Here is a 17,421-nt window from a genome sequence, read left to right as displayed (position 1 = left end):
ATGGGCTCCGTCCGCGTCGCCATCGTCGGTGTGGGTAACTGCGCCTCGTCCCTCGTGCAGGGCGTCGAGTACTACCGGAACGCCGACCCGAACGATCGCGTCCCGGGTCTCATGCACGTCACCTTCGGCGACTACCACGTCTCCGACGTGCAGTTCGTCGCGGCGTTCGACGTCGACGCCAAGAAGGTGGGCATGGACCTCGCGGAGGCGATCGTCGCCAGCGAGAACAACACCATCAAGCTCTGCGACGTGCCGCCGACCGGCGTCACCGTGCAGCGCGGCCCGACCTTCGACGGTCTCGGCCAGTACTACCGGGAGATCATCGAGGAGTCGGACGCCGAGCCGGTCGACGTGGCGCAGGCGCTGCGCGACGCGCAGGTCGACGTGGTCGTCTCCTACCTGCCCGTGGGCTCCGAGCAGGCCGACAAGTTCTACGCCCAGGCCGCGATCGACGCCGGCTGCGCGTTCGTGAACGCTCTGCCGGTCTTCATCGCCTCCGACCCCGAGTGGGCGAAGAAGTTCGAGGACGCGGGCCTGCCGATCGTCGGCGACGACATCAAGAGCCAGGTCGGCGCCACCATCGTGCACCGGGCCCTCGCGAAGCTGTTCGAGGACCGGGGCGTCGAGCTGCTGCGCACGTACCAGCTCAACTTCGGCGGCAACATGGACTTCATGAACATGCTGGAGCGCAACCGCCTGGTCTCGAAGAAGATCTCGAAGACGCAGTCGGTGACGTCCCAGATCCCGCACGAGATGCAGAAGAGCGACGTGCACATCGGCCCGTCAGACCACGTGCCGTGGCTGGACGACCGCAAGTGGGCGTACATCCGTCTCGAGGGCCGCTCGTTCGGCGACGCCCCGCTCAACGCCGAGCTCAAGCTCGAGGTGTGGGACTCCCCGAACTCGGCCGGCGTCATCATCGACGCGGTCCGGGCCGCGAAGATCGCCCTGGACCGGAAGATCGGCGGCCCGATCCTGTCGGCCTCGTCGTACTTCATGAAGTCCCCGCCGGTGCAGTACGCCGACCACGACGCGCACGCCGCGGTCGAGTCCTTCATCAAGGGCGAGGTCGAGCGCTGACGCGCTGACGCCGCATCGTCGAAGGGCCGGGTCCGTTCTGGACCCGGCCCTTCGACGTGCCCGGGTGCCCGCCGCCGACCCGCTTCAGGACCAGGCGGTCTGCAGGGCGACCCGCGCCTCCAGCTCCAGCAGGTGGACCTTGCGGTCGAGCCCTCCGCCGAAGCCGACCAGCTTGCCCCCGGCGCCGACGATGCGGTGGCACGGCACGATCACCGGGACGGGGTTCCGGTTACAGGCCACCCCGACCGCCCGCGCCGCCCCCAGGTCGCCCAGGCGACGCGCAACCTCACCGTAGGTGAGCGTCTCCCCGTACGGGATCCCGACCATCTCGCGCCACACCGCCCGCTCAAACTCCGAGCCCCGCGGGATCGTGAGCGGGAGGGTGAAGCCGGTCAGCTCGCCGGCGAAGTATGCCCGCAGCTCGGCGACGGCCCGACGGGCCAGGTCGTCGTCCGGCTCGTCGAGAGCCGTCGCGACGCGGCCGAAGTGGGTCCCGCAGACGCTCGTGCCGTCGGTCGCCACGGAGAACTCACCGATCGGCGAGTCGAGCACGGTCCAGCGCATCCGCCCATTGTCCGCGCCCGGGCGACACTCCGGCGCGCCGGCGCCGCGCCGCGTCCTCGCCGCTCGAGTGCCGGCTCGTCAGAGCAGGTTGATGCCGAGCAGCAGCGAACCGACGATCAGGGAGGCTCCGCCGGCCACCGTGAGCCAGATGAGCTTGTTCGGCCGCGTGTCCTGCGGTCGCACCACCGAGAGGAAGAAGCCGAGCGGCATCAGGATCGGCGCCGCCAGGAACAGCCCGCGGATGAGGCTGCGCGTGCCGTCCGACGCGTGCGCCTGGTCGACGTACGGCAGCACGACGAGCGCGAAGAGCACGAGCACGCCGGCGTGCGCGTGGCCCGCGGTCCACAGCCCGCGGCGTACGGGGTTGTCGAGGTAGCCGGCCTTACGGCGGGCGAGATGGGTGAGCAGGGTGAGACCGCCGTACGCGACGGTGACCACGGTGATGAGCAGGATGCCGGCGATGGTGAGGGTTGCCGAGGACATGGGGACACCTCCGTCTTGTCGGTGTCAAGATTGACCCCTGGAAAGCATCTTGTCAACAGCAAGATTGTGGCGGTTCCCGTTCCCCGAGGGCCGAAGAGCGGCGCCCGCCGGCACCCCTCGCAGGAGGGAGGTGCCGGCGGGCGCCGGAATGCGCGGGCCGGTCAGGCGACGTCGGCGACGAACCTTTCGCCGAGACCGTTCAGTCGAGAACGCCCTCGTCACGGGCCCAGCGGAGCAGCTCCGCCTCGGCGGCGTCGCGGTCCAGCGGGCCACGCTCCAGCCGCAGGTCCTTCAGGTACTTCCAGGCCCGGCCCACGACCGGGCCGGGCGGTACGCCGAGCAGCTCCATGATCGCGTTGCCGTCGAGGTCGGGGCGGACGCGCGCCAGGTCCTCCTCGGCCGCGATCCGAGCGATGCGCTCCTCCAGCGCGTCGTAGTCCGCGGCGAGCTGGGCCGCCTTGCGGCGGTTGCGGGTCGTGCAGTCCGACCGGGTCAACTTGTGCAGCCGGGACAGCAGGTCACCGGCGTCCGTCACGTACCGGCGCACCGCGGAGTCGGTCCACTCGCCCCGGCCGTAGCCGTAGAAACGCAGGTGCAGCGCGACCAGCGCGGTGACCTTGCCGGTGACGTCCTTCGGGTAACGCAGCGCCTTCATCCGGGCCTTGGTGAGCCGGGCGCCGACCACCTCGTGGTGGTGGAAGCTCACCCGACCGTCGGGCCCGACCGCCTTGGTGCCCGGCTTGCCGACGTCGTGCATCAGCGCGGCCATCCGCAGGACGAAGTCGCAGCCGTCCTCCTCGAAACCGATGGCGTTGGCGACCACGGTGAGGGTGTGCTCGTAGACGTCCTTGTGCTGGGCGTGCTCGTCGATCTCCAGCTTGAGCCCGGTCAGCTCCGGCAGGAAACGCTCGGCAAGCCCGGTGTCGACCAGCAGCCGGAGCCCGGTGATCGGGTCGGCGCCGCAGAGCAGCTTGGTGAACTCGTCCCGGATCCGCTCGGCGGTGATCCGGTCCAGGTCCGCGGCCATGGCGGTCATGGCGGCGCGTACGTCGGGGTGCACCGCGAAGCGCAGCTGGGCGGCGAACCGGGCGGCGCGGAGCATCCGCAGCGGGTCGTCCCGGAACGACTCCTGGGGCGCGGCGGGCGTACGGATCACCTTGGCCGCGAGGTCGTCGAGCCCACCGTGCGGGTCGGTGAAGCGGTGCTCGGGCAGGCTCACCGCCATCGCGTTGATCGTGAAGTCCCGCCGCTTCAGGTCCTCGGTGAGGCTCGTGCCGTACTCCACCACCGGGTTGCGGCTCACCTGGTCGTACGACTCGGCGCGGAACGTGGTGATCTCCAGCCGCAACCCGCCGTGCTGCGCGCCGATGGTGCCGAACTCCCGACCCGTCTCCCAGACCGCCTCCGCCCAGCCCTTGATGATCTGCAGGGTCTGATCCGGGTGCGCGTCGGTGCAGAAGTCCAGGTCCTCACCGAGCCGGCCGAGCAGGGCGTCCCGTACCGATCCGCCCACCAGGTGCAGCTCGTGGCCGGCCCGGGCGAACCGGCGGCCCAGCTCGTCGGCGACCGGGGAGACCCGGAGGAGTTCGGCGACGGCGTTGCGCTGCGCGGCGGTGAGGTCCCGGCGGTCGGCGGCGTGCGGTGCGGAGGCTTCGGACATGGGATCGCCAGCCTATCGGGCCGGGTCGGGATCTCCGCCGCCGGGCGCGGGTATCGGGCCCGCGTTGACTAAGGTCTGTGACGTGCGGGCGGGCGCCCGCACGGGGCACCGGGGAGGCTGGAACATGAGCGGCGGGCTCTACCGCAGCGCGAACGCCATGCCGGACGGTGCCATGCCGCCGCCGGACGGCGCCACCTTCATCTCCGCCGAGCCGCTCAACCAGCCGGGCGCGGAGGCGGTGGCGCCCCCGCAGGAGGTCGTGGCGGAGACGAGCGCCGCGGCGAACAGCGCCGTGATGGCGGTCGGCAGCCTCGTGAGCCGAGGCACCGGGTTCATCCGGAACCTGATGATCGGCGCCGCGCTGGGCAACCTCGTCGGCAACGTCTACACCACCGCGCAGTTCCTCCCGAACCAGGTGTACGAGTTCCTCCTCGGCGGCGTGCTGACCAGCGTGCTGATCCCGGTACTCGTGCGGCGCCGGAAGGCCGACCCGGACCGGGGCGAGGCGTACGCCCAGCGGCTGCTCACCCTCGCGGTGATCGCGCTGGCCGCCGCGGCGCTGATCGCGGTGTTGCTTGCCTCGAAGCTGACCACGCTCTACGCGAGCGGCAAGGACGAGGCGTACACGAGCCTGGTCACCGACCTGTCGTACCTGATGCTGCCCATGCTGTTCTTCACCGGGGTGAGCGCGTTGATCGCCGCGGTGCTGAACACCCGGGGGCACTTCGCCGCGCCGATGTGGGCGCCGATCCTCAACAACCTCGTGGTGATCGGCTCGTTCGGCCTCTACATCCTGGTCTACGGCGCGGAGGCCATCCGTCCGGACCAGATGAGCTGGGGCCAGATCCTGCTCGTCGGCGGCGGCACCCTGCTCGGTGTGGCGGTGCAGTCCGCCGGCCTGCTGCCGGCGCTGCGCAAGGTGGGTTTCCGGTGGAAGCTGCGGTTCGACTTCCGCGAGCTGGGGCTGCGGGAGCTGGCCAAGCTCGGCGGGTGGATGTTCTGCTACGTGGCCGTCAACCAGCTCGGCCTGTTCGTGATCGTCAACCTGCTCACCCGGGCGGCCGGTGAGGACAGCGCCGGCCTGCTGATCTACAACAACGTCTTCCTGCTGCTGTACATGGCGCACGGCATCATCGCCGTGTCGATCATCACCGCGCTGATGCCGCGGATGAGCGCGGCCGCGGCCGACGGCCGGTTCCACGACGTGACCGCCGACCTGTCCCGCGGCACCCGGATGGTCACGGCGGTGCTCGCGCCGATCGCGGTCTGCTACGCGGTGCTGGCCGCGCCGATCGCGGTGGTGGTCTTCCGGTACGGCGCGTTCACCGGCGACAACGCGGTGGCCACCTCGACGGTGCTGCTGGTCGCCGCGCTCGCGCTGGTGCCGTTCGCGATCAGCCAGCTCTTCACGTTCGCCTTCTACGCCCTTCCGGACACCCGCACCCCGGCGCTGGTGAACATCCCGGTGGTGGCGCTGCGGGTGCTGCTCCAGGTCGGCCTCTACGTCGCGTTCTCGGCCACCTTCGCGGCGGCCGGCATGATGCTCGGCAACGCGATCTCCTACGTGGCGGCGGCCGTGATTTCCGCGATCCTGCTGCGGCCGAGGGTCGGTCGCATCGGGATCGGCGGGATCATGCGCACCATGGGCCGGGTCCTCGTCGCGGCGCTCGGCGCCGCCCTCGTCGGCCTCCTCGTGGTCACCCTGCTTCCGGGCGACTCGGCACACCTGAGCTGGGGCCAGGCCGCTCTCCAACTGGTCATCGGTGGTGGCGCGATCGGCGTGGCCTACCTGGCGCTCGCCATGGCCCTGCGGATCAGCGAGATCACCGAGGTGGTGGGCATGGTCCGCCGCCGGCTGGGCCGCTGACGCGTCCCTACCCGCCGGTACGGTCCGTGACGGTGGATCACCAGCCTGGGGATGCGCCTGTGGATAACTCCGCGATTCACCGGTCAGGTACCGGTTCGGCCTGTGGATAACCAGCCGTACGGCTGAGCCTGGACGACCGTACGGAGGGAACCCCGGCCGCGTGGCGTCAGCCGCCACACCGGCCCGGGCCCCTCCGCTGGCCTCTTGCGGTGAACCCGTAGATTGGCTAGTACATGTGCCAGCATCGTGGCTGACAACGGTCGTAACCGGACGAGACGCCCAACCCCCGGCACCCCGGAGGGTACGGCGGGAAGATGACATGTCGGGGAGGCGGGCAACCCGGGTAAGGTCGCACTCGACGGGTACGGCAGGCGACGGCGCTCGCGCCGAGACCGGGTCGGCCGGTTCCTTCGAAGGCAGAGCGGGAAGCCACATGCCCAGCAGCGCGGGTCCATCGATCGACACGATCACCGAGGGAGGACGGGTGACCCAGGTCGGCGAGGGTCAGGACGCGGACGAGAGCGCTCCGCCGGTCATGACCTTCGGTGCTCCCACGGCCGGTGAGATCCTGGCCGAGCGTTACGAGTTGGTCGAGCACATCAACAACGACAGCGCCGGTCGGCTGGTCTGGCGCGGTGTCGACGTCGTGCTGCGCCGTCCCGTCGCGGTCGTGCTGCGCTACCCGGGGGGCGACTCCGCCACCGAGATGCTCCAGGCCGCCGTGGCGGCGAGCCGGGTCATCCACCCCAACCTGGTCGGCGTCTACGACGCGATCGACGAGGGTGAGCGCGCGTACGTGGTGCGTGAGTGGGTCGACGGGCAGTCGCTCCGCGAGCTCGTCACCGACGACCCGCTGGACCCGGCCCGCGCCACCGCCATCGGCGCCGCCGTGGCCAGCGCCCTCGCCTCGGTGCACGCCACCGGCATGGTGCACGGCAACGTGCACCCCGGCACCGTCATGATCTCCGACGACGGCCGGGTGGTGCTGGCCGACGCCCGCACCGACGGCGACGACAGCCAGGAGAGCGACATCCGGGCGGTCGGTGGGATCCTCTACTTCGCCCTGACGGGCCACTGGCCGCACACCGAGGCCCCGCTGCGCGGCGCCACCGCCGGGCACGGCCGCGCCGCCATCCCCGACGCGGTCCGGGACGCGAACGGCGTCCTCGCGGCGCCCCGGCAGGTCCGCGCCGGCGTTCCGGCCTATCTGGACGACCTCACGATGGACCTGCTCGACGCGGAGATCGCCCCGCCGTCGTCGGACGTCCTGGCCGCCGAGCTGGCCCGCCTCGACGTTCCGTCCGACGAGTTCCTCGACAACACGGGGCCGCTGCGTTTCGCCGCCGAGACCGGCGAGGAGCCCTCGCCCCTGGCCGCCGCCGGAGGCCGCAAGGTCGCCGTCGGCATCGCCGGCCTCCTCGCGGTCGCCCTGGTCGGGCTCCTGATCGGCATCAGCGTGTTCAATGGCGGTGACGACGAGAACCCGCAGGCCAACCCGGTCGCGGCGCCCACGTCGAGCGCGCCGGCCGGCGGCGCCGCGGAGCCCGCCGCCGCGGTGGGCCCGATCAAGATCAGCAAGGCGCAGATCATCGACCCGGAAGGCGACCGGACCGAGGTCAAGAACGCCAACAAGGTGTTCGACGGTGACGAGGACGAGGGCTGGGAGACGCAGACCTACCGGCGGTCCGCCAACTTCGGCAACATCAAGAAGGGCATGGGGATCTGGATCGACCTCGGCGCCGAGCACAATGTGAAGTCGGTGCAGGTCGTCCTCTCCGCCCAGGGGGCTTCCGCTCAGATCTTCTCCGGCACCAGGGCGTACCCGTCCTCCGCCAGCGGGGACGCCCAGCTCGTCGCGGATTACCAGAAGCGGCCGGTCGGGCCGGCGTTCGAGGAACACGACGGCACCACCATGACCTTTCCCGGCTTCAACGCGGAGCAGAAGTACCGCTACCTGCTCTTGTGGATCACGGAGCTGCCCAAGAGCGACGACGGCTACAAGCTCGGCGTCCAGGAGATCACGGTCCAGGGGTCGTGATCCGGCCGCCGCGTTCCGGGCACCGCCTCCGCCGGACGTGGTGATGGACGAGCGCGACACCCGGACGGGCCGGCTTCCGGCCGGCACGCCGGGACAGGCCGCGCCCGACGACCCGGTGAGCGACCTCGCGCTGCTGCACGCGCACGTCGCCGGTGACCGCGACGCCTTCGCCGAGCTCTTCCACCGGCACCGGGACCGCCTGTGGGCGGTGGCCCTGCGGACCATGGGCGACCGGGAGGAGGCCGCGGACGCCCTCCAGGACGCCCTGCTCTCGGCACACCGGGCCGCAGGCCGGTTCCGCGGCGACTCGGCGGTCACCACCTGGCTGCACCGCATCGTGGTCAACGCCTGCCTCGACCGGATCCGCCGGCGACAGGCCCATCCCACGGTGCCGCTGCCCGACGGCGTACGCACCGACAGCGGGTCGGCCACGGGTGGCGTCGAGCCGGCCGCCCCGGCGCACGACCACGACACGGCGCTGGTCGTCCGGGACGCCCTCGCGGCGCTGCCGGTGGAACAGCGCGCCGCGCTCGTCCTCGTGGACCTGCAGGGCTACCCGGTCGCCGAGGTGGCCCGGATGCTCGGTGTGGCCGAGGGGACGGTGAAGAGCCGGTGTGCCCGGGGCCGGGCCCGGCTGGCGGTGCTGCTGGGCCATCTGCGTCCCACCCCGGCAGACACGCGCCCGACCCCCACGGACGCGCTCCCGGTCGCCGGAGACACGCGTCCGGGCGCCGAGGCGTCGAGGCCCGCCGTGGCGGCGGGAGCCGCGGTGGGCGACGTGCCCCCGGTCACCTCCGGGAACCCGCGTCCCCCGGAGGGCGTCGGATCAGGGCCGGGGCGATCCCGGCGGGACGCCAACCAGGAGGACACGTGACGGCCGGTGGGTTCCGAGAGGTCGACGAGGACCTGCTCGCCGACTTCGTCGGCGGCGCACTGGACGGGACGCCGGAGCAGGAGACAGTCGCCCGGCTGGTCGCCGAGGACAGCGCGTGGGCCGAGGCGTACGACCGGCTGGCGCCGGCGGTGGCCGCCGTGCAGGCGGACCTGGGCCGTTGGGCCGAGCCGGTCGAGGAGATTCCGCCGGCGGTCGCCGACCGGATCACCGCCGCCCTGGCCGCGCTGCCGGCGCCCGTCGGCGACCCGGCGGACCGGGGCACCGGATCCGGGGACGAGCCGGTGTCGGACGGGGCGATCGCGGGGCCGGCCGACGCCACCGAGCCGGAGACCGGAACGGCCGGAAACGGCACGCCACTCGTACCCGCGCAGGGCGGCCCGGGTCGGCGGCGGCCGGGCGACGGCGTACCCCGATCGGAGCCGGGCGCGCCCACCGGGCCCGGCCGCCGGCGGCGGCGCTGGACCCGGATCGCCGGTCCCGTGGCGCTGGCCGCGGTGTCCGTGGCGGCCGTCGGGCTCGGCGTCAATCAGCTGCTCGGCGACCGGACCGACGGCGGGGCCGCCGGCACCGCCATGGACCAGCCGGCAAGCGCTCCCGAGGCCGCCAGCGCCGCCGACCCGGCGCGGACGATCGGCCCACCGGCGCACAGCGGCCTGGACTACACACCGCGGACCCTCGGCGAGGTTCCCACCATCATGAAGTCGGAGCGCGGCGACAGCCCGGCGCCCGCCGCTCCGGGAAGCGACGCCGGCAGCCAGGGCGACCGCCTTCCGGCACCGGACGGACGGGACCGGCTCGCCCGGCTCACGGACCAGGCGGCGCTCGCCACGTGCCTGCGCGAGGTCGCGGCCGAGCACCGCGCCGGCCCGCTCGTGGTCGAGCTGGTCGACTACGCGTCCTTCCAGGGCGAGCAGGCGCTCGTTCTCCGGTTCACCGACGAGACGGGTGCCCGGTGGGCGTGGGTGAGCGGCCCGGAGTGCGGCGTGCCGGGCTCCGGCGCAGACACGCGCTACCGCACACGGGTAGGGTGAAACCCGCGGCGGCCGGCCGTTTGAGCGCACGCGTGACGTGACCCACCGGACGCCCGGCTCGGGAATTCCCGGTTCGTACGATGACGTTCTGGTAGTAGCTGCCGGCACCCCTCCAGGCGTCGGCACGGGATCGGCGTCGGTGCGCGCCGGCGCCGAAACACACACAACTCGGGAGACGGCAGTGGACGAGGTCCGCAACCTGATCATCATCGGCTCCGGGCCGGCCGGCTACACGGCCGCGGTCTACGCCGCGCGCGCCAACCTGAAGCCGCTGATCATCGAGGGCGTGCAGTCAGGCGGCGCGCTGATGACGACGACCGAGGTGGAGAACTTTCCCGGCTTCGCCGACGGCATCCTCGGGCCGGAGCTGATGGACAACATGCGCAAGCAGGCCGAGCGGTTCGGTGCCGAGTTCCTGACCGACGACGTCACCCGCGTCGAGCTGGTGGACACCGGCGACATCGGCTCGAACGCCGCGAGCACCGTCTGGGTCGGCGAGACCGCCTACAAGGCCCGCGCCGTGATCCTCTCCACGGGCTCCGCCTGGCGGCCGCTCGGTGTGCCCGGCGAGCAGGAGTACCTGGGCCACGGCGTGTCGTCCTGTGCCACGTGTGACGGCTTCTTCTTCCGCAACCAGCACATCGTCGTCGTTGGCGGTGGTGACTCCGCGATGGAGGAGGCCAGCTTCCTGACCCGTTTCGCCGACTCGGTGACCATCGTCCACCGGCGCGACTCGTTCCGGGCCAGCAAGATCATGGCGGACCGCGCGCTGAGCAACGACAAGATCAAGGTCGAGTGGAACAGCGTGGTCGAGGAGGTCCTCGGCGCCGACGGCAAGGTCTCCGGCGTCCGCCTCCGCAACGTGCACACCGGCGAGACCAAGGTGCTCGACGTGACCGGCGTCTTCGTCGCGATCGGCCACGACCCGCGCAGCGAGCTCTTCCGGGGCCAGGTGGAACTCGACGCCGAGGGGTACGTGAAGGTCGAGGCGCCCAGCACCCGCACCAGCGTGCCCGGTGTCTTCGCCGCCGGTGACCTGGTCGACCACACCTACCGGCAGGCCATCACGGCCGCCGGCACGGGGTGCGCGGCCGCTCTCGACGCCGAGCGCTTCATCGCCACGATCACGGGCTGAACAACGAGGAAACACACCCGGAGGAGGGTCAGATAGTGGGAACGACCAAGGCGGTCACCGACGCGAGCTTCGCCGCCGACGTACTGAAGTCAGACAAGCCGGTGCTGGTGGACTTCTGGGCCGAGTGGTGCGGGCCGTGCCGCAAGGTGTCGCCGCTGCTCGAGGAGATCGCCGGCGAGATGGGTGACCGGGTCACCATCGTCAAGCTGAACATCGACGAGAACCCGGAGACCGCCCGGACCTACCGGATCATGTCCGTGCCGACGCTCACCGTGTTCAAGAACGGCGAGCCGGTGCAGTCCATCGCGGGCGCGAAGCCGAAGGGCGACCTCGTCAAGCTCATCGAATCTGCACTCTGACCTGCACCGCCGAAAAACGCGGCCCCGCACCTGGCGCAACCGGGTGCGGGGCCGCGTTTTTCGGCGGCCGAGCCACGTCGCCGTTCCGGAGCGCATAACCTCAAGCACGGGCCGCCCGGCCAGCCAGCATCCGTGCAGAGGGGGTCGTGCGTGCGTCCGATCCGTCCCGGTGACCGCGGACCCGCCGTCACGGAGATCCGTACGGTGCTGACCGGGCTCGACCTGCTCGCGTCCACCGAACCGCAGGGTGACGAGTTCGACACCGCGACCGAGCGGGCGGTGCGGGCGTTCCAGCAGTCACGCGGTCTCAGCGTGGACGGCCGGGTCGGCGCCGAGACGTGGCGGGCCTTGGAGGCCGCCCGCTGGCGGCTCGGGGCGCGCACCCTCTACCACGCGGTGCCCGAGCCGCTCACCGGCGAGGACGTCCGGTCGCTCCAGGAACGCCTGCTGGAGATGGGGTACGACGTGGGCCGGGCGGACGCCATCTACGGCATCCGTACGTCCCGGGCGGTCGCCCAGTTCCAGCGGGAGGTGGGGCTGACCCCGGACGGCTCCTGCGGGCCGCACACCATGAACGCGCTGCGCCGGTTGGGCCGGAAGGTGGTGGGTGGCCGCCCCCAGTGGCTGCGCGAGTCCGACGCGATCCGGCAGTCCGGTCCCACGCTCGTCGGCCGGACGGTGGTCATCGACCCCGGCCACGGCGGCACCGACTCCGGTGTCGTGGTGCCCGACGGGCCACTGCGCTGGAACGAGGCTGATCTCGTGCACGACCTGGCCAGCCGTCTGGAGGGACGGCTCGCCGCCTCGGGCGTGCGGGTGCAGCTCACCCGTGGTCCCGCGCCGGGCGAGTGCCTGCCGGACACCGACCGCGCGCAGCTCGCCAACGCGCTCGGCGCCGACGTGTTCATCTCCCTGCACCTGGACGGGCACGCCAATCCCGCCGCCGACGGGGTGGCGACCTACCACTACGGCACCGACAACGGGGTGACCTCGGCGACCGGGGAGCGGCTCGCCGGGCTCGTGCAGCGGGAGATCGTGGCGCGTACCGGGCTGCGGGACTGCCGTACGCACGCCAAGGCGTGGGACCTGCTCCGGCTGACCCGCATGCCGGCGGTCCGGGTCGAGGTCGGCTACCTCACCTCACCGGCCGACCGTGGCCGGCTCGTCGATCCTCTCTTCCGGGAGCGGATCGTCGACGCCATCGTGGCCGCCGTCCAGCGGATGTACTTCCCCATCGAGCGGGACGTGCCGACCGGCTCGATCGACGTCAGCGAGCTCCGGGCCGTGGTGGCGGCCGGCACGGTCCTGGACTGAGCCGGCTCCGGCCCGGCCGGTCTCAGCTGCCGGTGGACCGGGTCGCCGGAGCGGGACGCACCGGCCGCAACAGGCTCTCCGGGCTCATGGACCCGAGCAGCTTCTCCAGCGCGTACTCGACGTCGGACTTCCAGCTCAACGCCGTCCGCAGCTCGAGCCGCAGCCGGGGGAACCGGGGATGCGGGCGTACCGTCTTGAAACCGACGGAGAGGAAGAAATCGGCGGGCGCGACACAACCCCGCGACGTCTCGTCGGCGTCACCGAACTTCGCGTCGCCGAACGCCTCGATCGCCTTGATCCCCCGCTTCGTGAGGTCCCGCGCGACGCCCTGCACGAGCATCCGCCCCAACCCGCCGCCCGCGAAGGCCGGCACCACGTTGGCGGTCATGAGCAGCGCCGCGTCGGCGGACACCGGCGACGTGGGAAACGCCATCGAGCGGGGCACGTAGGCCGGCGGGGCGTAGGTGACGAAGCCGGCCGGCATGCCGTCGACGTAGGCGAGCTTGCCGCAGGAGCCCCACTCCAGCAGCGTCTGGGAGACCCACGCCTCCTTCTCGAGCCCCGGGTCGCCGGCCGCGCACGCGCGGTCCGCCGACACCGGGTCCAGCTCCCAGTAGACGCACTGCCGGCAGGGACGCGGAAGATCCTCGAGGGTGTCCAGGGTCAGACTGACCAGACGTCGCGACATTGGCGCACCCCACACAATCGGCTCGGTGGTGAAACCGGCACGGACGACAGCGCCGCCTTCCTGCCCCCGACGAGCGATCGTACGCCGCCAACCGACCGTACGGGAGGGGACGCGCAAACGGCCATTCTGCGGGTGACTGGTCCGCCATCTGGACGCCCCCACACGTCCGGCCGTGTGCCTCGGGAGGGGCGACTAGGATCGGAAATCGGCGTCCCGTGCCGCCATGGTCGCCGGTGTCCGGGGTACGCCCCGGAACGGGAGCCCCCCTCCAGCGATCGAGGTGATGTCATGACCGGCACGACGCTCGACGACTACACCGACCGGTACGCCCGGCGCGTACGCGGGATGACGGCTTCGGAGATCCGGGCCCTCTTCGCGGTGGCGAGCCGTCCGGAGGTCGTCTCGCTGGCCGGCGGCGCCCCCTACATCGCCGCCCTGCCGCTCGACGCGGTCGGCGAGATGCTCGGCCGGCTCGGCTCCGAGCACGGCGCGACCACCCTCCAGTACGGCATCGGCCAGGGCACCCTGGAGCTGCGCGAGCGGATCTGCGAGGTGATGTCCCTCTCCGGGATCGACGCGTCCTGCGGCGCCTCCCCGGAGGACGTGGTGGTCACCGTTGGCGGGCAGCAGGCGCTCGACCTGGTGGCCCGGCTCTTCCTCGACCCGGGAGACGTGGTGCTCGCCGAGGGCCCGACCTACGTCGGCGCGCTCGGGGTGTTCCAGGCCGCCCAGGCCCAGGTGGTGCACGTGCCGATGGACGACGACGGGCTGATCCCGGAGGCGCTCGAGGCGGCCATCGCCGAGCTGTCCCGGGCCGGCCGGCGGGTGAAGTTCCTCTACACGATCCCCACCTACCAGAACCCGGCCGGTGTGACGCTCACCGAGGAGCGGCGGGAACGCGTCCTCGACATCTGCGAGCGCGCCGGGCTGCTCGTCGTCGAGGACGACCCGTACGGCCAGCTCGGGTTCGAGGGCGACGCGCCGGCCCCGCTGCGCGCCCGCCGGCGGGACGGCGTCTTCTACCTGAGCACGTTCTCAAAGACCTTCGCGCCGGGCCTGCGCGTCGGATGGATCCTGGCGCCGCACGCCGTACGCGACAAGCTCGTGATCGCGAGCGAGGCGCAGATCCTCTGCCCGAGCGCGTACGCCCAGTCGGCCGTCGCCACGTACCTCGGCACCATGCCCTGGCGGGAGCAGCTCAAGGTCTACCGGGAGGTCTACCGGGAGCGCCGCGACGCGCTGCTCGACGCCCTCGCCGACCTGATGCCGGAGGGCACCACCTGGACGACGCCCGGCGGTGGCCTCTTCGTCTGGGCGACCCTGCCCGACGGCCTCGACTCGAAGGCGATGATGCCGCGCGCGGTCGCCGCCCGGGTCGCGTACGTCCCGGGGACAGGCTTCTTCGCCGACGGCACCGGCGGTGGCCACATGCGCCTCAACTTCAGCTTCCCGCCGCCGGAGCGCATCCGTGAGGGCGTCCGCCGGCTCGCCGGGGTGATGGAGCAGGAGATCGCGACGCGGCGGGTCTTCGGCGCCGTACGCGGGGAGGGCCCCCGCCGCGGCCGGGCCGGCTCGGACACCCCGGGACCCGCCTTGGCATGATTCCGGCATGGCTACGACCGCTGCCGGACGCGCCGAGGTGACCGACCCCGCCGCCACCGACGACCTGCACGTGCTGGTGCTCGCCGGCGGGCTCTCCTACGAACGGGACGTCTCGCTGCGCTCCGGCCGTCGGGTGCTCGACGCGCTGCGGGCCGTCGGCATGGACGCCGAGCTCCGGGACGCCGACGTCGCGCTGCTGCCGGCGCTCGCCGTCGACCCGCCGGACGCCGTCGTCGTCGCCCTGCACGGGGCGACCGGCGAGGACGGGTCACTGCGCGGGGTCCTCGACCTCTGCGGCGTCCCGTACGTCGGATGCGACGCGCGGGCCTCCCGGCTCGCCTGGGACAAGCCGTCGGCGAAGGCCGTGCTGCGCGAGGCGGGCATCCCCACGCCGGACTGGGTGGCCCTGCCGCACGACCGTTTCTCCGAGTTGGGCGCCGTGGCCGTCCTGGACCGGATCGTCGACCGGCTCGGCCTTCCGCTCATGGTGAAGCCGGCGCAGGGCGGCTCCGGCCTCGGCGCCGCCGTGGTCCGGGAGACCGCGGCCCTCCCGGCCGCCATGGTGGGCTGCTTCGCGTACCACCCGACGGCCCTCGTCGAGCGGTACGTGCCCGGGATGGACGTGGCGGTCTCCGTGGTGGACCTCGGCGACGGGCCGCAGGCGCTGCCCGCCGTGGAGATCGTGCCGCGCAACGGCGTGTACGACTACGCCGCCCGCTACACCGCAGGACGGACCACCTGGCACACCCCCGCCCGGCTCGACGCCGACGCGGCGGCGGCCGTCGCCGAGGTGGCGCTGGCCGCGCACGCCGCCCTCGGTCTGCGGGACCTGTCCCGCGTCGACATGATCGTCGACGCCGACGGGCAGCCGCACGTGCTGGAGGTCAACGTCTCGCCGGGGATGACCGAGACGTCGCTACTGCCGCTCGCCGTGTCGGCCGCGGGCCTCGATTTCGGACAGGTCCTCAGCACGCTGGTCACCCGCGCGGCGGGACGCCGACTCTAGTTCGCCGCTCGCGGCCGGCTGTCCCGCTCACCGGTCCGCGCGCCTGTCTCCGGCGGGCTGCACGTCCCCCGGCACGAGCGCGCTGTCCGGCTGCGGCACCAGGTCGCGCTGATACCAGGTGCCGGGCTTACCGCCGAGGTGCGCTGGGTCGGCGGGGCCGGTGGCGACGAACCCCGCTTTGGTCAGCACCCTCTCGGACGCGACATTCTCGAGGGCCGTGGCCGCTCGCAGCGTACGCAGCCCGTACCGGGCCGCCGCCAGTCGACACAGTTCCCGGACGGTCGCGGTCGCCACGCCCCGGCCGGCGACGTGCCGCGCGACCCGGTAGCCGAGTTCCGCGCTGTGGTCCCGGATGTCGACCAGGTTGAACCTCCCAAGCACCGAGCCGTCCTCGGCGACGAGCACGTGGAAGGCGCAGATGCCGGCCTCCTGCTCGGCCAGCAGAGCGGTGTACCGCTCGGTGAAACGGTCGAAGAAGGCGTCGCCGCGGTCGGAGATCGAGGCGGCGAAGTAGGCGCGGTTCGCCAGCTCGAAGTCCAGGACCGCCGCAGCATGGTCCGCGCACAGCCGCATCAGCTCGGGCATCGCCCGACCCTAGTGGAATGGTGCGCCGGGGCCGCCCGGTTTTTTTCGGGCGACCGCTCGGGCGACCGGGGCGCTAGCCAGCGGGCCGGTGGGTGCCGGCAACCGGCGGGCCGATCTCGGCGCCGTCCGCCGCCGGGACGCGATCCGGGCGTTCCACGGCCCCTTGTGGCTCGATGGGCTTCCGACTCGCCGGGATGCGGGGGCCGTCGCTCGTGAGGCGATTCTCGGCGTCCTCGGGTGCCGGCTCCGTCGCAGCGGTCACCACGGCGTCGGTCGTCGCGGTGGCCTCTCCGAGCCCGTCCGCCTCCGGTGTTCCCGTCGCCTTTTCGGTCGTCCCGGCCGCCGCGATTTCCGGACCCGTTCCCGTCGCCTCGGGCGTCTCCTCGGCCGCCTCGATGACCGAGACCTTCTCGTCCTCCGTACCGGCGTCGCCACCGGAGGGCGGTGAGGTGGCGAAGCTCGACGGCGCCTGCCACTGGATGCGGGGCGGCTCGGCCAGGGGACGCCCGCCGAACTCGGCGAGCCAGGCCGCGACGAGCGCGAGATTCTCTCGCCACTGGGCCTCGGGGATCGGCGGCAGGATCGAGTCCCACAGCGAGAGGAACGTGCCGCGCAGCTGGAGTCGACCGTACGGCCGCGCGAGGAACCACAGGTGCAGGTGCGCCGACCCGTCGCCCCAGCGGTTCACGTGCACCCGGGCCACACCGTCGAGGGACCGGATCGCCCGCTCGAGGCGTACCGTCATCACGCCGAGTTCGGCGGCGAGCAGGTTCGGTAGGTCGCCGAGGTCCAGGTGCGACCGGGACTCGAGGATGAGGACCATGGGCAGCCCCGTGGGACGGTCCATGGCACGCACCCGCCACCGCTCGCCGACCCAGATGTACGCCTCGTCCGGCGCAGCGCAAGCCGTGCACTCCCGGTTGCCCTCGCCCTTGCGGGGTGGTTCGACCGGGACCGGCTCATCGAGTTGCTTGACACGGAGGTCGCCCTCGAAGGGGAACGAGGGCCACTGGGTGAAGTCCGGAACGCCCGGAGGGGTGTCGTGCACGAGGCTGACCCTAACCGAGTCCGGCACCGCTGTCCCTATCTGAACCCATCGCTTCTCACCGACATG

The 17,421-nt window shown here is 72.4% G+C and carries 16 protein-coding genes; 10 read left to right on the top strand and 6 right to left on the bottom strand.

All coding sequences use genetic code 11. The features are described from left to right. Complete coding sequence (locus tag ACSNOA_RS02590) at positions 1–1,080, top strand: inositol-3-phosphate synthase (protein WP_436655811.1); 1,080 nt, start codon at positions 1–3, stop codon at positions 1,078–1,080. Positions 1,081–1,164: 84 nt separating this feature from the next. On the opposite strand, the gene ACSNOA_RS02585 is transcribed toward ACSNOA_RS02590, so the two are convergent. The 3 genes from ACSNOA_RS02585 to ACSNOA_RS02575 form a co-directional block, all read right to left on the bottom strand. Next, positions 1,165–1,644, bottom strand: coding sequence for a methylated-DNA--[protein]-cysteine S-methyltransferase (locus tag ACSNOA_RS02585; RefSeq protein ID WP_436655809.1), 480 nt, complete (start codon positions 1,642–1,644; stop codon positions 1,165–1,167). A 78-nt stretch (positions 1,645–1,722) separates the two neighbouring features. Continuing rightward, entirely contained in the window at positions 1,723–2,127 is a 405-nt protein-coding gene (locus ACSNOA_RS02580; RefSeq protein ID WP_436655807.1) for a hypothetical protein, read from the bottom strand. A 199-nt stretch (positions 2,128–2,326) separates the two neighbouring features. Continuing rightward, a complete protein-coding gene (locus ACSNOA_RS02575; protein WP_436655805.1) occupies positions 2,327–3,787 on the bottom strand; it encodes a CCA tRNA nucleotidyltransferase in 1,461 nt (486 codons plus the stop codon). A 124-nt stretch (positions 3,788–3,911) separates the two neighbouring features. Between ACSNOA_RS02575 and murJ the strand changes: the two genes are divergently transcribed. From murJ to ACSNOA_RS02540, 7 genes are all read left to right on the top strand, one after another. Further along, positions 3,912–5,654 (top strand): murein biosynthesis integral membrane protein MurJ, encoded by a 1,743-nt coding sequence (gene murJ / locus ACSNOA_RS02570; protein WP_436655803.1) that lies wholly within the window; start codon positions 3,912–3,914, stop codon positions 5,652–5,654. 433 nt (positions 5,655–6,087) lie between these two features. Beyond that, positions 6,088–7,692 (top strand): protein kinase family protein, encoded by a 1,605-nt coding sequence (locus tag ACSNOA_RS02565; RefSeq protein WP_436655801.1) that lies wholly within the window; start codon positions 6,088–6,090, stop codon positions 7,690–7,692. Between the two features lie 43 nt (positions 7,693–7,735). Further along, positions 7,736–8,566, top strand: coding sequence for an RNA polymerase sigma factor SigM (gene sigM / locus ACSNOA_RS02560; RefSeq protein ID WP_436655799.1), 831 nt, complete (start codon positions 7,736–7,738; stop codon positions 8,564–8,566). Then, entirely contained in the window at positions 8,563–9,618 is a 1,056-nt protein-coding gene (locus ACSNOA_RS02555; RefSeq protein ID WP_436655797.1) for a hypothetical protein, read from the top strand. The genes sigM and ACSNOA_RS02555 overlap by 4 nt, the downstream gene beginning before the upstream one ends. A gap of 181 nt (positions 9,619–9,799) precedes the next feature. After that, the gene (trxB, locus tag ACSNOA_RS02550; RefSeq protein ID WP_436655795.1) at positions 9,800–10,753 is read left to right on the top strand and encodes a thioredoxin-disulfide reductase; all 954 of its coding nucleotides are present in this window, start codon (positions 9,800–9,802) and stop codon (positions 10,751–10,753) included. Positions 10,754–10,788: 35 nt separating this feature from the next. After that, positions 10,789–11,112, top strand: coding sequence for a thioredoxin (gene trxA, locus ACSNOA_RS02545; protein ID WP_436655793.1), 324 nt, complete (start codon positions 10,789–10,791; stop codon positions 11,110–11,112). A gap of 150 nt (positions 11,113–11,262) precedes the next feature. After that, complete coding sequence (locus tag ACSNOA_RS02540) at positions 11,263–12,426, top strand: N-acetylmuramoyl-L-alanine amidase (protein ID WP_436655791.1); 1,164 nt, start codon at positions 11,263–11,265, stop codon at positions 12,424–12,426. 22 nt (positions 12,427–12,448) lie between these two features. Here ACSNOA_RS02540 and ACSNOA_RS02535 read toward each other — a convergent pair whose 3' ends face one another. Continuing rightward, on the bottom strand, positions 12,449–13,114 hold the full coding sequence (locus ACSNOA_RS02535; protein ID WP_436655789.1) for a GNAT family N-acetyltransferase: 666 nt from the start codon (positions 13,112–13,114) through the stop codon (positions 12,449–12,451). A 288-nt stretch (positions 13,115–13,402) separates the two neighbouring features. Here ACSNOA_RS02535 and ACSNOA_RS02530 point away from each other — a divergent pair, with 288 nt between their 5' ends. Both ACSNOA_RS02530 and ACSNOA_RS02525 read left to right on the top strand, forming a co-directional pair. Further along, complete coding sequence (locus ACSNOA_RS02530; protein WP_436655787.1) at positions 13,403–14,716, top strand: PLP-dependent aminotransferase family protein; 1,314 nt, start codon at positions 13,403–13,405, stop codon at positions 14,714–14,716. Positions 14,717–14,723: 7 nt separating this feature from the next. Then, positions 14,724–15,722, top strand: a complete 999-nt coding sequence (locus tag ACSNOA_RS02525) for a D-alanine--D-alanine ligase family protein (RefSeq protein ID WP_436655785.1) — start codon at positions 14,724–14,726, stop codon at positions 15,720–15,722. A 27-nt stretch (positions 15,723–15,749) separates the two neighbouring features. Here ACSNOA_RS02525 and ACSNOA_RS02520 read toward each other — a convergent pair whose 3' ends face one another. Both ACSNOA_RS02520 and ACSNOA_RS02515 read right to left on the bottom strand, forming a co-directional pair. Further along, positions 15,750–16,307 (bottom strand): GNAT family N-acetyltransferase, encoded by a 558-nt coding sequence (locus ACSNOA_RS02520; protein WP_436655783.1) that lies wholly within the window; start codon positions 16,305–16,307, stop codon positions 15,750–15,752. Between the two features lie 73 nt (positions 16,308–16,380). Then, entirely contained in the window at positions 16,381–17,355 is a 975-nt protein-coding gene (locus ACSNOA_RS02515) for a hypothetical protein (protein WP_436655781.1), read from the bottom strand. Positions 17,356–17,421 lie beyond the last annotated feature (66 nt).

It is taken from the genome of Micromonospora sp. URMC 103, from assembly GCF_051386435.1.
GTDB lineage: Bacteria > Actinomycetota > Actinomycetes > Mycobacteriales > Micromonosporaceae > Micromonospora.
This window is presented reverse-complemented; position numbering and strand designations above follow the sequence as displayed.

Bases quoted from the DNA above. Each gene is read 5' to 3' on its own strand.
- murJ (WP_436655803.1), top strand. From the start codon at position 3,912: ATGAGCGGCGGGCTCTACCGCAGCGCGAACGCCATGCCGGACGGTGCC.
- ACSNOA_RS02520 (WP_436655783.1), bottom strand. From the start codon at position 16,307: ATGCCCGAGCTGATGCGGCTGTGCGCGGACCATGCTGCGGCGGTCCTG.
- ACSNOA_RS02525 (WP_436655785.1), top strand. From the start codon at position 14,724: ATGGCTACGACCGCTGCCGGACGCGCCGAGGTGACCGACCCCGCCGCC.
- ACSNOA_RS02580 (WP_436655807.1), bottom strand. From the start codon at position 2,127: ATGTCCTCGGCAACCCTCACCATCGCCGGCATCCTGCTCATCACCGTG.
- ACSNOA_RS02585 (WP_436655809.1), bottom strand. From the start codon at position 1,644: ATGCGCTGGACCGTGCTCGACTCGCCGATCGGTGAGTTCTCCGTGGCG.
- sigM (WP_436655799.1), top strand. From the start codon at position 7,736: ATGGACGAGCGCGACACCCGGACGGGCCGGCTTCCGGCCGGCACGCCG.
- ACSNOA_RS02590 (WP_436655811.1), top strand. From the start codon at position 1: ATGGGCTCCGTCCGCGTCGCCATCGTCGGTGTGGGTAACTGCGCCTCG.
- ACSNOA_RS02530 (WP_436655787.1), top strand. From the start codon at position 13,403: ATGACCGGCACGACGCTCGACGACTACACCGACCGGTACGCCCGGCGC.
- ACSNOA_RS02575 (WP_436655805.1), bottom strand. From the start codon at position 3,787: ATGTCCGAAGCCTCCGCACCGCACGCCGCCGACCGCCGGGACCTCACC.
- ACSNOA_RS02565 (WP_436655801.1), top strand. From the start codon at position 6,088: ATGCCCAGCAGCGCGGGTCCATCGATCGACACGATCACCGAGGGAGGA.
- ACSNOA_RS02535 (WP_436655789.1), bottom strand. From the start codon at position 13,114: ATGTCGCGACGTCTGGTCAGTCTGACCCTGGACACCCTCGAGGATCTT.